At 33.8% G+C, this 17,236-nt stretch carries 8 protein-coding genes; 2 read left to right on the plus strand and 6 right to left on the minus strand.

The genetic code is table 11. The annotated features are described in order from the left end of the window. Window positions 1-140 precede the first annotated feature (140 nt). On the plus strand, window positions 141-1,043 hold the full coding sequence (locus tag CN601_RS15455; protein WP_098171550.1) for a LysR family transcriptional regulator: 903 nt from the start codon (window positions 141-143) through the stop codon (window positions 1,041-1,043). A gap of 136 nt (window positions 1,044-1,179) precedes the next feature. Here CN601_RS15455 and CN601_RS15460 read toward each other — a convergent pair whose 3' ends face one another. From CN601_RS15460 to CN601_RS15470, 3 genes are all read right to left on the minus strand, one after another. After that, window positions 1,180-3,564, minus strand: a complete 2,385-nt coding sequence (locus tag CN601_RS15460; RefSeq protein ID WP_098171551.1) for a pectate lyase-like adhesive domain-containing protein — start codon at window positions 3,562-3,564, stop codon at window positions 1,180-1,182. Between the two features lie 19 nt (window positions 3,565-3,583). Next, complete coding sequence (locus CN601_RS15465) at window positions 3,584-4,624, minus strand: WxLIP family cell surface protein (protein WP_098171552.1); 1,041 nt, start codon at window positions 4,622-4,624, stop codon at window positions 3,584-3,586. A gap of 136 nt (window positions 4,625-4,760) precedes the next feature. After that, complete coding sequence (locus CN601_RS15470) at window positions 4,761-5,474, minus strand: WxL domain-containing protein (protein ID WP_098171553.1); 714 nt, start codon at window positions 5,472-5,474, stop codon at window positions 4,761-4,763. A gap of 226 nt (window positions 5,475-5,700) precedes the next feature. Here CN601_RS15470 and CN601_RS15475 point away from each other — a divergent pair, with 226 nt between their 5' ends. Beyond that, window positions 5,701-7,155: a BglG family transcription antiterminator gene (locus CN601_RS15475; RefSeq protein ID WP_098171554.1), complete on the plus strand. Its 1,455-nt coding sequence runs from the start codon at window positions 5,701-5,703 to the stop codon at window positions 7,153-7,155. A 72-nt stretch (window positions 7,156-7,227) separates the two neighbouring features. On the opposite strand, the gene CN601_RS15480 is transcribed toward CN601_RS15475, so the two are convergent. From CN601_RS15480 to CN601_RS15490, 3 genes are all read right to left on the minus strand, one after another. After that, window positions 7,228-8,124 carry a LysR family transcriptional regulator gene (locus CN601_RS15480; RefSeq protein ID WP_098171555.1) on the minus strand — a complete coding sequence of 299 codons (897 nt, stop codon included), beginning with the start codon at window positions 8,122-8,124 and terminating at the stop codon, window positions 7,228-7,230. 138 nt (window positions 8,125-8,262) lie between these two features. Further along, window positions 8,263-12,504, minus strand: a complete 4,242-nt coding sequence (locus CN601_RS15485; RefSeq protein WP_098171556.1) for a S8 family serine peptidase — start codon at window positions 12,502-12,504, stop codon at window positions 8,263-8,265. A 521-nt stretch (window positions 12,505-13,025) separates the two neighbouring features. Continuing rightward, complete coding sequence (locus CN601_RS15490; protein ID WP_098171557.1) at window positions 13,026-17,183, minus strand: S8 family serine peptidase; 4,158 nt, start codon at window positions 17,181-17,183, stop codon at window positions 13,026-13,028. Window positions 17,184-17,236 lie beyond the last annotated feature (53 nt).

Genomic DNA, 17,236 nt, shown 5'->3' on the forward strand with positions numbered 1-17,236 from the left:
AATTCTATAATTGCAAAATGATTAAGTAAATTTACATTTTTTAAAGATAACTTCACGAATTGTGAAGTAAAAAAAGAAACAAAATTACTATTTCAGAAAAGTTCTTTTCGTTGTACGAAAGGATAAAGGTGGTCACGTTAATGCATTTAGAAAAACTAGAGATTTTAGTGGAAGTGGCTAAAACAGGGTCGATTTCAATCGCTGCAGAAAATCTTCATGTAAGTCAATCCGGTATAAGTCAAGCAATCACTAAAATAGAGGAAGAGCTAGGAATCAAAATCTTCAATCGCTCTAGATTAGGCGCTAGTTTAACAGTAGATGGGGCAAAAATTGTGGGAAAATCACAAGAAATCCTCTTAAAATACACAGAAATAAAAGCAATAGCTCAAAAAAGTTTAGATACCCAAATCAGTGAACTTAGAGTTTCAATGGTGCCAGCATTTGTTAATTACTTATTGACACCATTAGTAGAATTTAAAGATCAACATTTGAATTTACATATAGACATTTTAGAAAGCACTACTGAGCGTACAATTGAAATCGTAAAAAAAAATCAAGTGGATATTGGGATTATCTGTTTTTATGAAGGGATTACAAAAGAGTTAGAGGAGTTTAATTGCGAAGAATTAATAGATGGTAAAATGAAAGCATATGTAAAAAAAGACTCGCCTTTTGCAATTTCAAAAAAAATAACACCAGAAGAATTACTTCAGCAGAAATTCGTTCTATATAACGGTGATTATATTAGATGGTTTACACATAACTTCCAACGTAACATCGGAGAATTAACGATTTTATTTTCTTCCAATCATACTGAGGAATTACTAAGGGCTATATTAAATGGTAGTGCTATTACATGGGGACCAAATTTTTCAATAAAAAATCATCCTTATATATTGAATGGTGAACTCGTTGAAGTCGATATCATAAATTACGAACATGTAAACTCAACTCTTGGCGTCATTACTTCAAAAAAGAAGATTTTATCAAAAGTTGAAAAACAATTTATCAACTTTTTGAGATCTGAAATTACTTCATATTGATAAAAAAAGGTAACATTTCAATAAAGAAATGAGCCTTTTTTTATTTTCCTAATATACTTTTTACGTTATTTCACTATACAAATTTCAAAATAAAAAACCACTTTTATAGAGTGGTTGATATTAAATATAGAGTTTTTTATGGAGCATCTGTAAGAGTCCAATTTATTGTTGTCGCGTAATTCTCTGTATATACATCACTAAAATCTGTTTTTACTAATATCCCTCTATTATCTGTCCAATCCACATGCGTAATTTGATCGTCACCAGTAGTTTGTTGGAAAACTAATAACTCATTATTATTTAAAGGAGTTGAAATGCCTAAACGATCGACAAAAACTAAAGCATTTATCATTTTATGATTAGGATTAGACGTAGATGTTAACGGTTCGTCAATCGATGCTCTAATCGTCCATTCGCTACCAGATCCTCTTGAATCAAATACCGACATTCCTAAGCTAGTATCAGTTCTTAAAACATAAGTTTCCGAACTAGTAATTGAAGTCGTCTTAAAATTAATCGTATTTGGGATTTTATCAAATTTTAAAATTGGAATTTCTGGCTTTGTAACTGTTGTTTTTGTTGCTGCTTTAAATGTTGCATCATGATAAACTGTATCGGTTTCCGGGTTCTTATTATTATTCCTGTCTGTTAAAAAGACTTGTATCATATCGCCTTCTTCAAGTGGACTATTTAAAGGAATTTCCCATTTACCATCTGGATCGACTTTTATTTCTTCCAATAATTCTAATTCACGACCATTCAGTGTAGCTGTTACTTTTGCTCCAGGTTCATCACTTAATCCACTTATTTTTTGACTAGTAACAGTAACTGGATTATTGATCGTTACAGGAGTAGGAGGAGTAACGTCTTTTACTATAACTGAAATTTGAGTTTCATCGATTGGAACATTTTCTTTAAGAACTACGGCTGTAAATACCGTATCTTCTTTATAAAATTTATCTAAATTAATAACAAACTCACCATTTGAATTCGTTGTAACATTCCATATTTTATCATCTTCATTATTCGAAACTTTCAAGCTAACTTGTCCATCCCCTGCTGTAATACCAGCCAAAGTAACTTTACCTGATAGCTTCTTATCAGCGTTCGTCAGTTCATTTAATGTAATAACTGGATTCATATTTGTTCCAGAGATTCTGGAAAAAGTTTTACCTTTATAATTTGTTTCAATAGTAGGATCACTTGCAGATATCGGTATGCCACTTGAATCAGTAGTTAAACTTGCATAATCCCAGCTATATGATGGAGTACTATCTAAATTCGTTCCTTTTGTCCATGCATTTACTTCTGAATTGGCGATTTCAAACGTAGCACCTGTTCCAAGTTGTACCGCATAGCCGTTATTACTAGGTAGATTATTATTATTTCGAATATCGTACAAAGCTGGTTTTGATAATAATAATTTTGATCCAGTAGTTGTTAAATTTATAATCGGTGAAGTACTATTACCAACTACAAAAAAGTTTCCGCCTTCTTTTACATTAATCAAAATATCTTTAGCTAAATATCGTCTTGCATCAATTCCGATGACATTACTTCCTGTACTTAAACTTGAGGCTTTAAACGTTGCTCCTTTTTCAATGTTTAATGACGATTTATCTTGATGGAATGCAACTGAAACGCCTTGTTTTTCTACATCTAATACTCCTCCAGGTGCTATATTAATCGAATCATAATACTGAAAAATCCCTGGATAAGTGGCACCATTAGTTGTACTTCTTAATTTAACAGTAGCACCTTCTTTTACATTAAATTGATGGCTAGTTATTCCTGTTGAACTAACTCCATCTTGAAACCAAATAATTGAATAGTCGTAAAAACTAATAAAACCTTCATATGTTGAATTAGGCAAAAATGTCATTCCGCCTGTGTAAACATTTTCTGCTCTTGTATAAACTTTATTCGTTCCATCGAATGTAAAGTTACTTCTAGAAGCAGCAGCTAATCGTTCCATTTCCGGATTCGTCGTAATGTTTTTAAAAGAAAGTGACCAAAATTCACTTCTATAATCGTTAAAATATGTTTGAACAAAAGCAAATACTGTTCTATTAACTAAAGTTGCATCTTCAACTGAAAAATTATACTGTGTTGCATTTGTGATGTTTTGAAGACGAATCCAGCTTGTATTTAAATCAATTTTATGATTATTACCATAAATTTTAATATCATGTCCTTGTACTAGGATTTCATATCCTGCTGGAGCATCTGTAATATCATCCATAATATTTATTTCTGTTATATTTACATTCCGAATTGCATCTCTAAATTGAGCAAAAGTTGAAACATCGACAGCTGAAGCTCGTGTTTCAGATTCACTTGAAGTATCCTTCTCAGAAGATTCATCTGTAGGAGTTTGGGCATCATTTTCTGTTAACTCATTTGAAGTAATGTCAGACGCGTCAATTCCGTTGTCTTCAGCAAGTGTAACTAGGCTAAGTTGATTAGAAAATACAACTGTTATGAAGGAGACTAAAATTAATTTCTTTAGGCAACGGATCATTACTTTCACCCTTTCAAACTCATTCTGGATTTTCCGATTGTACTTTTTCCTTTTTTCTTTTTTTGAAAATAATTAAAGTAATCAATCCAATTAAAAGTAGTACTCCACCTCCGATATAAATCCAATAATTGTTTTGCTTGATTTCAACAGCCTTATTGTTCATTTCCTTTGCTTCTTTGCCAATTGTAAATAATTCATCCCATTCCCAAACTTGAGTTCCAATAATCGCTTTCATCTTTAATCGATAAGTTCCAGGTTCAATGGGGTTATTATTTAAATCAATTGCATAATCAAAATTTGAATTAGGTGCCATACTCATCTCAGCTTTTTTTGAGCTATATAAGATTTTGCTTGTACCTTCTTTATAAATTTTTGCATCAATACTCATATCCTTCACAATTGAGGCTTCACTATTTTGAATAGTCGCAGCAATTGATGTATGATAATTCACTAATTTAGGTTTAATTTCTAGCAAGTGTAAATCCGGATTAACTTCCTTTGTATTTTCAGTCAATTTAATTCCAACTACATATGCATATTCATTCTTTATTTGAATGCTTTTATCTGCAGAGTCTGTTTTTGCTTCTTCTGCTTTTTTCTTAAAGTGTACTGCTCCTACAATAACTCCATTATATTCATCTTTAGGCATTGTAATTGAAAATGAAACTACCTTTGATTTGCCAGATGGAATCACAACTTCTTTATGAGTCTCTTTTACAAGTTCAGTCAATGGATAAATTAAGGTTTTATCTGCTTTATTGCGATCTGTTTCTGAATAATCAATAAGACCATTATCATTTGTTGTAGCAAAAGTAATATTCGCTTCGATTGTTTCTTCCTTTTTACTATTATTAAACACTTCGATTTTAAGATCCTGATGTTGTTCTGGAGTCATTTTCAAATCAAAGTAGGATTTCAAATGATCAATTTGATTAGTTGGAATACTAGCTCTTACTGAAAAATCGATATCATTTTCAGCCTTTACAGATAAAGGGATAAACGCAAGAGTCAGTAAAATTGCTGAAAAAATTAACAGTAATTTTTGACGTTTAATATCCATTTTTAATATTCCTCCTTAAAATTAGAGACTTTCTATTATTTACAGTTCACCTATACTTTTTTAGTAAAATTTACTTATACATAATCCGTTCACTTAATAAAAAGTCTCTACATTTTGTTGTTTGAAAACTTATCTATTATAAACCTGGAGCATCCGTTAATGTCCAAGTAATTGTTGCCTCATGACTACCGACTGTTGCTGAGCCGGCCGGAATTGTTAAAGTGACATTATCGTTTAAGCTTCCATCATTTTCTTCTGGGCTTGGACCAAGCCACCTAGTTACCCATGTCCCTAAGCCTGTACCAGATTTTGCTGAAACAACTGACGCTGTTGTGATTCCATCTGTATTTAAGGTGATTGTATTATTTACTTCAGGCGAAGTACCATTGCTTATAGAAACTGTAGAACCGTTTTTAAACGTTATAACTGCTCCTGGTAATGAATCTGTGATTCCATTAGTAAATTTACTTGCCTTAGCAATTACCGACCATCCATCTCCTGTACCGCGACGATCTGTTACTTGAATAAATGGCTTTTTAGATTTAGACGAATATTCTTCTGTTCTATTTGAAATTTCATTTGAACCGAATTCAACTGATGAAACATAATCTAATGTTAATGAACCTGCATTTCCTGTAGGAGGATCAGTTGGATCAGTAGGACCCGATGGTACTAAAGGTTCAGTTGGATTTGTAGGATCTACCGGTGTAACTGGACCTGAGCCAGCAACAAATGTTATAGCTGCTTTTGAATTACCTACAGATGGTCCTTCCGCAAAAGTTGAGTGAGCTGCTCCAACTAATGATGTCATTCCAATTACAATAACAAGTGCGATTTTAGTAAATTTCATTATCACTTTACCCCTTAAAATTTATTTTTGTTGTTCAACGATGTCATTATATCGTTGTAGCAAAGTGATTCCCATGATGTTTTTTACCTTTGATTTCGGTAAAAATAATAACTTACTTTCATAAAAAATTCACAGTTATCTTATGAAAAGCTGTTCTTCATTGAATTAAGACAGAGCATTAAAAGCAATAATAAAAATAAAAGCTCAAAGTTTATGAGGATTTGAAATGGATAAATCAACTAAGCGTAAATTACAAATAATTGATATTTTAAGTAAGCAAGATAAGTGGTTTAAAACAGAGGAACTGGCAAGTGAGTTATTATGTACCGAAAAGACAATCCGAAATGATTTACAGACAATTAACTCGAACTTACCAAAAGGATGGCAAATTGAAACAATCAAAGGGAAAGGAATTTATATAAATAAACCAATTTCTTCATCAATTAATCAAATCCGTTCACTTTTTGTAAAAAATTCATTGAAATTTCAAGCTATTATGCTCATTCAATTTAAACAAATTAAAAGTATCGCTGAGCTTGCAAATGCACTATTTACACAGCAACCAGCTGTCTATTCAATACTTGATCGAGTTGAGGAATTATTGGAATCTTATCATTTGAAATTAAAACGCGGACCGCTTGAAATCGTTGGAAGAGAATTAGAAATACGACTTTTATGTAGAGATATCCTAAATGCCTTATTTGCTCATTCGAATCAAAATTGGCCACTTGAAGACTTTTCGTATAAAGAGATAGAAGAAATTGTTACTACGACTACAAAAAAGTACAAATTATTTTTATATCCTTCAACAACTAGAAGTTTCGTTTATTTACTTGGAACAATGCTTTATAGGATTGATAAAGAAGCTAAATTAGATTTAACTGATCAAAATATTACAATAATTTTAGCCTCTGATTTTTACCAAATCTCTAATGAAATTTGTGAGAAGCTAGAGCATTTATATCGAAAACATATTTCGGTGAATGAACGAGTTGCCTTTACTTTATTAATTTCCACACTACCTTATTATGCTTTTGAAGAAATAGACAAAAACGAATTTCTTTCCTTATACAGAAGTTCTAAAGACACAAATTATAAAAAACTTTATTACTTAGTTGAATTACTAGAAGAAAAAATCGGAATTCCTTTAAATGAAGACGAAGAATTTCTTTATACGCTTCAAGCTCAATATAAAAGATATACAATAATCCATTTAATTGATAAAAAGGAACCATCCTATTCGCTAGATCGTTATGTAATAAAACATTATCCAGAGTTATTCAATCAAGTAAAAGATGCTTTACAAATCTGGACTAAAACATATTCATACCCTGATATGACAAAAGATAAAATTGCTAAACTAACCTTAAATGTACAGTCTTCCTTAATAAACTCTGCATTCTCAAAGAAGAAAGTTTTGTTATTAACAAGTAATGGTCCAGGCGCGCATCGTTATATAGAAACGAAATTAAATAAAGCTTTTAGTCATCAAATTGATTTTATTCCACCAAACCTTGGTGAATTTGAATCAGAGAAAATTAATGAACTAAACATTGAATTTATTATTTCTGATTTTCTGCTTGAGGGGGAAATTGTCCATCCTGTCATTACCATCGATCCTATCCTTACAAAAAGAGATATTGATCAAATTTCAAATTTCTTAAATTCAAAAATGAAATAAAAAAGGAAAGTCTTATTTGCTATTAAAAAGAACCATCCAATAAGNNCTTATTGGATGGTTCTTTTTTCCATATCATGAATTTAATTCTTCCTTTAATTTCGATATATAATCTTTAATCATCCTTGAACAATGTTTTTTACTCGACATGATCCATACATATTGAAGATTTACAGCATCGTAATCAATAATATCCAGTAATATCACATCATCGCTCAAATTATAATTAACTCCATTAAATGCAGGAACAAATGACACTCCTAAGTTTTCTTCGATCGCTTTTTTCAAAGTATCAGTATTAGTAGTTGTAAATAACTCCTTCATTGCACCAAACTGTCTATAGAAAAGTTTTTTAAACAAATGAATGAATTCCCCATCGTAAGTAATCAGTGTTTCGTTTAAAATTTGTTGTGGTGTAACAAAAGCCTCTTCTGCTAGTGGGGAATTTCTATTTACCATTAATTTCATTTTTGCTTCAAATAGGTTGTGATAAACTAGGCGATCATTATTTTCTAGTAAATGCTTAATAAATGGTAAAACACCGATATCACTTCGCTCTTCCAAAATATCTTCAATAATATCTTGTCCTGGCTTTTGGAAAATCTCGATATTGATTTTAGGATAGTCATCTCTAATAGAAGAAATTGGTTTTAAAAGCACTGCAAAAAAGCCTGGTGTGGTAGATATTTTCAGCTTACCATTCACGTTATTATTAATGATTTGTGCTTTTTCGATTAGTTCTTGATATTTTATAAATAGTTCTTTTACAGTCGCAACTATTTCTTCTCCTTCGCTCGTAAGAATAGCGCTATTACCGCGAGATCTCTCGAACAATTTTACCCCTAATTTCTTTTCGATACTGACAATCGATTGACTAATAGCGGACTGACTCACATAAAGATTTTGTGAAGCAATCGAGAAGGAACCTGTTTTTGCAACTTCAACAAGGTATTCTAATTTTTCGATATTCATATTCTTCTCCTTCTACTAACGTTATTAGTATACTACAAACGTTTTTTCTATATTTGATATTTTACAAATATAATTAAAAAGACCTGTTCTCAAGCTTCGAGAACAGGCCAACAATTGTGAAAATAAAATCTCAAAATATTATTGTAATCCTAATTCACTCTTAATTGATTCTAAAGTAGCACCTTTATACTTTTTAACTGCTTTTGGTGGTGCTGCTACCCAAGGATTTTGCATTAAGTAATTCTTTTCAACAAATGCTAGGTCTTTTGCATCGACAATACCATCGAAGTTAATATCTGCACTACGCTTATTTGTTCCCCAATATGTTTGGATTGCCAATGCGTCCATTACATCAATTACATCATCTTTGTTAACATCTCCAGCAGTTGCTGTCGCTACCAAATCTGAACCTAAGTTAAAGAAAACTCCGTATGGTCCCCCTTCAATCGAACCAATACTATTCTCATAAATATTAAAGTTCTTATAAGTAGTAAAGTGTCCAGGAATATCCTGTATAAGTGTATAATCTTCTTTAGATGGTTTAATTCCTAAAATATCAAACTGTCCATTTTTATTTACGACGTTTGTTTTTACTGCTTTTCCATTATGATCAACAATCGTAATTGTTGGAGAAGATAAAGAGAAATCTTTTGTATAATCAAATTGACCATTCGCTTTTAATAGTCCTTCTCCTCCAATAGTGCCTTTGAATTCTGATTGATTATTTAAGACACCGATAGAGGATACAACTGAAAATGGGTTAGATGTTACATTACTTACATCTGTAAATGTTGATTTTACGCCAGTCCAGTCCCAAGTGCTATTTTGGCTTGGTACTACTGTTTCTGGAATTTGAATCGTTAAGTCTAGCATCGGTATATCACCATTTACTCCTGAAGTTCCATTAAAGTTCACATTCACATCGGATGAAATTGTACTTCCTGAAGTAGTTTGATTAACATCTAATGAAGCACCTAACTTTTTAGCTTCAGGATTTAATGCAATATTTGTAATTTTTGTAGCCGGTGCATCAGAAAACTTATAGTTTGCTTTCATTAGATTGCTTACGTTGTTAGCATTTAAAGTCATAGTAAATGTATCACCTGGTTTTACGATCGTACCATTATGAATCGTTGCATGATTCGGCTCAACTGAAACATAAGGTGTATGCTCATTTACAAAGTAATATTGCTTTTGACCACCACCATTTGTTGCTTCATCCATCCCTTCGAACTTAACACCCAAAATACCGTTAGACAGCATCGCAATTTCATCTGATGCATTTCCGTCTTTATCTAGTGTCATTATTCCATTTGGTAACCAAGCGTTGTAAGTATAGTAAATTTGATTTTGTGTTTGATCAGTATTCATTCCAGCTGCTTGTTTTACTTGAACATTATCATCTGAAATATGTCCAGTTACGCCGACAGTAGTTTGTCCGTCTTTAAATTCAACAACTTCCTTTCCAGGTACTTCGCCATCGACATGTACATCGAAATTAGGGTTTGTATCATCAACAAAGAAGTCTTGTGTAGCTGTATAAGTTTTTCCATTATCATCTTGCCCTATTAGTTTAAATTGGTATTGGCCAGCTTTTGGGAATACCAATTGATCTACTCTTAATCCAATTGGGTTATTTGGATCATTCGTAAATGGGAAGTAATATCCACTGTAGAAGTAATTCATCGCATATTGTACACCTTCGTCCATTGTTGTTCCATCAAATGTACCAATTACCCCTAGATCTTTACCTGTTTTTGGATCAGAAATGACCGCGGTAATTGTTTTCATATGTGATTTTAAGCTCATATAAGCTGCATCTCCGCGATTCCATTTTTGACTGCTTTGTCTAACAGATGCTGGAACTGAGCGTTTATATAGTGTAAAGCTATCAAATCCAGGCTCTACATAGTGAACACCAAACGGTACTTTATAACTTTCCGATGGATTATCTTTGTTCGTATAAATGATATAACCTTCATAAATCCCTTTTTCAGCTTCTTTGGGTATTGATAACGTTACATTTGTTTTCTTATGAGAAATTCCTTTTAAAGTAATCGTTGAATCTGTTTGAAGTGTGACACCATTTGCATCAGCATCTTTTGAACCACGTAAATTCGTATTAAATTTTACGCTCACATTAAATGTTTTGGCTTTTTCTCCTTTATTAAACAACGTAACCGAGCGAGTATCTACTATATCTTTTCCTTCAAAAGCTTCATTTCCGAAACTAATCGCTCCTGAATTTTCTTTGACTAATTTTTCTTTATTGTTAATAATTGTAGGGAATTTTTCTTCTACTTTAATTTCAAAATTTGAGTGAATCGCATTGTACGGATCAACTCGTCCTGCACCGACTTCGAATACGCTATAAGGTTTACTTAAAGGATCAGCTGTATTCATTAAGATTGCTTTTACATCTTCTGGTTGTAAATCAGGCTTTGCTTGTAAAAGTAATGCAGAGATTCCCGCAACATTTGGTGTTGCCATTGATGTACCTGACATTCTTTCATAAGCATATTTATAATCTGATGGATTATCATGGTTGTGAACGAATCCTGGTATAGTTGATAATACATTTACACCAGGTGCTGTAACTTCTGGTTTAATGTCATATGTTACTCGTGATGGTCCGCGAGAACTAAAATCTGCTAAGTTATCGCCAGGTAATGTTACCTTTCCTAAGTCACTAAATGTAATTGTACTTGTTGAGTTAACTGGAATATTTTGCGCTAAAGCTACACCATCTGCATTCGTCATTGAGAATGAAGGAATAAAATCTGTACTCTCACCTAAGTTAAAAGGTAGATGGCCTTCTGCTGCATTGTTGTTGTAAATAATAACGCCAGCAGCACCACGATTTTTAGCTTGTAAGATTTTATCGTTAATCGTATTAGAACCTCGCTGAATCAAAGCAATTTTTCCATCAATGCGTGAACTTGCACCGGAATAATTTGATGAAGTTCCTAAACCAACGTTAATGATTTGAAGTGATTGGCTAGGTGATAAAAACGTATTTAAATCACTATCAAAACCAGACGCTATTAATCGTAAATCTGAAGATTGATTACCTACTGTTGCTTTCATCGTAGCAATTTCACTTGGAACATCACTTGCCCCGACTGTTAGAGCTAAAGGTGCATTTCCTGGATTGCCCACAGTATACATACCGCTCCCTGAATTTCCAGCTGCAACAACGGCAGTTACACCACTTAAGACAGCATTATTGATCGCAATTGCTTCTGGAGTTAACGGATCATTATAATTTGCACCAAGTGATAGGTTCATAACGTCTGCGCCATCCGTTACTGCCTTTTCGATTCCTGCAACGATATCATCTGTCGTTCCACTTCCACCAGGACCTAAAACGCGGTATACATATAGATCTGCATCTGGCGCAATACCATTTGTTGCATATTCACTATCATTTTTACCTTGTCCAATTATTGTTCCGGATACATGTGTTCCATGTTCTGTATAATAATCAGAACCATTGTTAGTTGGATTTGGTTTTCCAGCTTTTACCCAATCCGCATATGTAGTTTCCATTGGATCAGCGTCGTTATCAACAAAGTCCCAACCTTTTACAGAATTTGGATTAATCGTTTTAGGATCAACTCCTGCTTGTGCTCGATAGCCTTTATAAGCAGGTGAAATATCAGGATGATTATAGTCAACCCCTGTATCAAGTACAGCAACCTTTATGCCCTTACCTGTATAGCCTTCTTCATGTAATTTATTTATGTTTAAAAATTCATTTTCCTCAGCCATACCTTTGCCACTTGCTTCCTTCGAAGGAGCTGCCTCTGCTACAGGTTGTTCAGCCTTTACAACTGAATTACTATAGATCGCTTTAACTGCTTTTGACTTTAAAAGTGACTTAATTTTATTTGAAGGTATCGTAATTGAAACACCATTAAATGTATTTTTATATTCATGACTAACTTTATATTTTTTATTATCTTCACTTGATAAATTCTTTAAATCTTTATCAAATATAGCATGGTCAGTATCTACTAAGCTTTTAGCCTCACTATCAGATAAGCTATTTCCCTTTAATGCAGCTTCAAGTACCGCTACTTTATGAGGCTTTTGATTGAATTGAACAATTACTGACACATTTTCATTACTATCTAAGTTGACATCTGGACTTACAAATAGACCTGATTGATCATTTTTAGATACCTGATTTAATGCTTGTCTTTGAGCTGCAGTTAAATTAGTTAAAATCGTTTCTGCATTTGTATTAACAGTTGCCGCTTTTACTTTTGATGATAAATTAAAATTTAAAGGGTGAAAACTGCTAGAGATTAAACCTACCCCTAAAGTTAGTGCAGTCGCATTTTTTACTATTTTTTTCTGTAAGTACTTCTTCCCCATTTCTCCAGTCCTCCTGCAAACTATATATTATTTTGATAGAATTCAATTGGGTCCATTTCAAGATCGTCCCTTCTACAATTAAAGAAACTCATAATCTATCAGAATTCGACCCTATTCGAGCTCCTTCCCCATTTGCTATTCTAAGTATACATAATCAGAATTTTCGAATAAAATTAGAAATATTGATATTAAAATAAGAAAATCTTATACCTTCAGAAAAATCGAACTATTCTATTTACAAAAAAGCATCTTCCCTTTTGATGGAAAATGCTATTTATTAATTCATTTATAGGCATTCACTTAAAATAGTTTAGAATCTGAACGTAATAAAAAAAGTAACCTGTCCTCAATTAGAGAACAGGCCATTTCACATTATTGTAATTCTAAATCAGTTCTAATAGACTCTATAGTGCTTCCTTAATACTTTTTAACTGGTTTTGGAGATGCTGCACCCAAGAGTTTTGCATTAAGTAATTCTAGTAACCTAAACAACTCTAAAGCTGTTTAGGCTACCAATTAAATTAATTTAACCCTAATTCTACGATGATGCTGTCCAACGTTTGACCTTTATAAGTTTTCTTAGCTTTTGGATTTGCATTTGGGTTTGTTGGGTTACCCATTCCAAAGTTATAGTAAACATATGCAAAGTCATTTACATCTGTTGTACCGTCACAGTTGATGTCTGTACTACGCTTGTTTGTTCCCCAATATGTTTGTATTTCAAGTGCATCCAGAATGTCGATTACGTTGTCTTTATTAACGTCACCGCCAATTGCTTTATTAACATCCGAGCCAAGGTAACCAGCTACTCCGTATTCTTCACCTTCTATATTCTCATATAAACCATGGAAATCAGTGTACGTAGTAAAGTGTCCAGGAACATCAAACACAACTGTCATATCATCATGAGTAAGTGGTAGTCCACTTACAAAATATTGACCGATTTTAGAGATTGTGCCAGGATACGTTTTTCCATCTTTGTCTAGAATGTACGCCTTCATTCCAGTTAAAGTGTAGTCTCTAGTATTAGAGTCATCGAATTTACCATTCTTGTATAAACCTTGAGCATATACATATCCACTTTGAGAAGAGAACTTCGGTAAAATAACAATTGTTGCCATAACACCTATAGGTCTTGATACGGCACCATCAATATTTGTAAATTGTGGCGAGCCGTCAAATTTTAAACTTGAATTATGTTTAACGACTTGCGGGTTTTGAATTTTAAATGTTACATCGACCATTGGAATATCTCCTGTTACTTCTTTTGTTCCGTCGAATGTAACAGTAACACTAGTGTTGATAGCTGTTTGAGTTCCAGCTGTTGTTGAAGTCGTTAATACACCGCCTAATGCTTGCGCTTCAGGAGTTAATTTAACGTCTAAAACCTTTGTATCAATTGAGTCTGCAGTTAAATTATATTTAGCTTGTTTTACTTTGCTTACATTGTTTGCAGTTAGCGTAACTGTTCTTGTATCTCCATAATGCGTAATCATTTGATTGTAACGAGTCGGACCTTGTGGTTGACCGTATACATATGAGTAATCATCTTGAACAAAGTAGTATGTTTTCTGAGCGTTAGCGAATGTTGCTTGGTCGCCACCAACAAAGATCATTTGAGTGATTGGTGCAGTTAATGCGATTTCGTCTGCACCATTTCCGTTTTCATCTAGATTTAGCTTTCCAGTGATTTTGTTGCTGTTCCAAGAATAAGGAAGTCCATTTGTACCTTGATTAACATTGATACCAGCCGCTCTCATTTGATCGACCATTTGGTCATGGATAGAAGCAGTAACCGGAATTGTCTTGTCACCTTTCTTGAATTCGACGAATGGGCTACCTTCTTTTTCGCCTGGTACTTTCACTTCGAATTTATCAAGACCTGTGTTGTCAATGAATAGATCTTGTGAATTAACAAATTCTTTCCCCTCATCATTTACACCAACGAGTTTTAGTTTGTAATGACCTTCTCTTGGTAAAGTAGCCACATTATTAATAGTTTGGTGAGTACTATCAGCGAACGGAAAGATGTATCCAGAGAACGGAACGAAAAGAATTGGTTTACCTTCTTCGAAAGACATTCCATCGAATGAATTCGCTAGTCCTAAATCCTCACCTGTTTTTGCGTCAGTTAGAATTGAGTATATATATCTCATATGAGAATTTAATGTCATCGTTGCATTTATTCCTGGGTCCGTAACCATAGAAAACTGATTACGGTCATTTGAAATCGAGTTACGAGAAAGAGTAACTTCTTTAATTCCTTCTTCAACAAAGTGAACTCCGAATGGAACACGATATGTTTCAGCTAGGTTGCTACGATTTGTGTACGTTACATATCCTTCATAGATTCCTTTTTCAGCCGTTTTCGGAATAGTTAAGGTTGCATCCTTTGTTACTTTACCGTATGCAGGCACTTTGAATGAACTGTCAAAGGAAACAGATACACCATTTTTCGTTGCATCTTTAGAACCTCTTGCGTCTGTTTGATATGACACTTTCACATCAAACGTTTTTGGTGTTAAACTGTTGTTCTCAATTGTTACTTTACGAGTATTAACTAAATCTTGGCCAGTATAAGCTACATTACCATAACTTAAAGAACTTGTTGTTTCTTTATAGTTTTTTAATTTTCCATTAATCATAATTGGTGTTGTATCTTTTACTTTGATTTCAGTTGATGCGTGTAATGCTTGCATTGGATCAACTCGACCTGCACCAACTTCGTATACAGAGTAAGTCTTGCTTAATGGGTCAGCTGTATTCATTAAAAGCGCTTTGATATCTTCTGGTTGTAAGTTGGGATTAGCTCCTTTTAACAATGCTGCAACACCTGCTACAAATGGAGTTGCCATTGATGTTCCTGACATATGATCATATGCATATGTGTAATCAGTTGGATTATCTGGGCTATGCACAAATCCAGGAACAGTTGATAGTACGCTTACACCTGGAGCTGTAACTTCTGGTTTGATATCATACGTTACTCGAGATGGTCCACGAGAACTGAACGATGCTAACTCATCACCTTTTGTTGTGATTTGAGCTAAGTCGCTAAAAGTAAATTCTGTTTTACCGCTTAAAATTTTTGATTGTAATGCAAGACCATCAGCATTTGTTAAGTTAAATGTTGGGATAAAGTCCGCACCTTCTGCTAAATAGAATGGCATATAACCATTCGTGTCGTTGTTGTAGATCAGGATTGCCGCTGCACCTTTTAATTTAGCTTGTAAGATTTTATCGTTGATTGTAGTTGCACCACGAGCAACTAGTACTACTTTGCCAGTAACATCTAAATTAGTATAGTTGTAAGATGCACCAGGTGCAGCAATACGTGCAATTTGATATGTTTTATTTGCTAATGATGCGATATTGTCATAAAATCCTCTTGCTACTAACTGCATGTCGAAGTTTACAGTGTCATCATGACCTTTCATTGTCGGAATCGTTGTTGGTACATCACTTGCACCTACTGTTAATGCTAAAGCTGCATTACCAGGATTTCCTACAGTGTACATTGCATCGCCAGAATTACCTGCAGCAACGATAGCTGTTACACCACTTAATACAGCATAGTTAATTGCCATACTTTGAGGTGTTAATGGATCGTTGTAAGCTGCACCTAAAGATAGGTTGATTACATCCATACCATCTTGAACAGCTTTATCAATACCAGCAATAATTGCATCGTATGTACCGCCACCACCAGGGCCAAGTACACGATAAGAATAGATATCAGCATCAGGAGCAATACCTAAAGTTGAAACATCGCTATTTGCTTTTCCTCGACCAGCAATTGTACCTGCTACGTGAGTTCCGTGTTCAGTATAGTATGGATCAACTCCACCATTGATAAGTGGTTTACCAGCTTTTACCCAATCAGCATAAGTTGTTTCCATTGGGTCGTTGTCATTATCAACAAAGTCATAACCACCTTTGTAAGCATCTTTTAAGTCAGGATGGTTGTAGTCAATCCCTGTATCAAGGATACCGACTTTAACGCCTTTACCAGTAAAACCTTCTTTGTGAAGTTGGTCTATTTTAAGGTAAGAACGTTCAGCTGCCATTCCATGTGTGCTTCCTTCAGTATTAAGTGATTCCGAATTAGGCGACTTAGGCTCATCTAGTTGGACAGTTTGGTTGCTGTAGATTGCTTTAACAGCTCCTGATTGAACTAACGTTTGAAGTTTGTTTGCAGGAACTTTAAGTGTTATTCCGTTGAATGCGGTTTTGAATTCTCGAGTTACTTTGTACGTCCCGTCTGATTTTGAAGAAAATGCATTTTCTAAATCAGTTTTAAATGTTGCATGGTCGTTGTCTACATCGCTCTGTGCTTCCGAAGAAGATAGGGTTTGTCCATTTACAGCCGCTTCAAGCATAGCTACTTTCTTTGGTTTGTTCTTGAACTCAACGATCACTGATACAGTTTTTGAACTATCTAAATCCACGTCATCCGCTAAATGAAGTCCTCGTGCATTGAACTTGTCAATGTTTTTAAGAGCTTGACGTTGTTCCGCAGTAAGATTCAATTTGCTTTCTACATTAGATTTAAGATTTTCTACAGCACCATCTAATTTAGTTGGGCCTTGTGCAAATACATTGAACATATGAGTTTGTGAAAATACGAAACTAGCAGTAAGTGCGCCTACTAGCAGTTTGCTTGTTTGCTTTTTCTTCATTCTCCGTTGTTCCCCTCATCAATTATTTTTTTGTTTGTTGTTTTACTATTTTT

This window comes from Bacillus sp. AFS017336 (assembly GCF_002555445.1).
In the GTDB taxonomy this organism is placed as follows: domain Bacteria; phylum Bacillota; class Bacilli; order Bacillales; family Bacillaceae_G; genus Gottfriedia.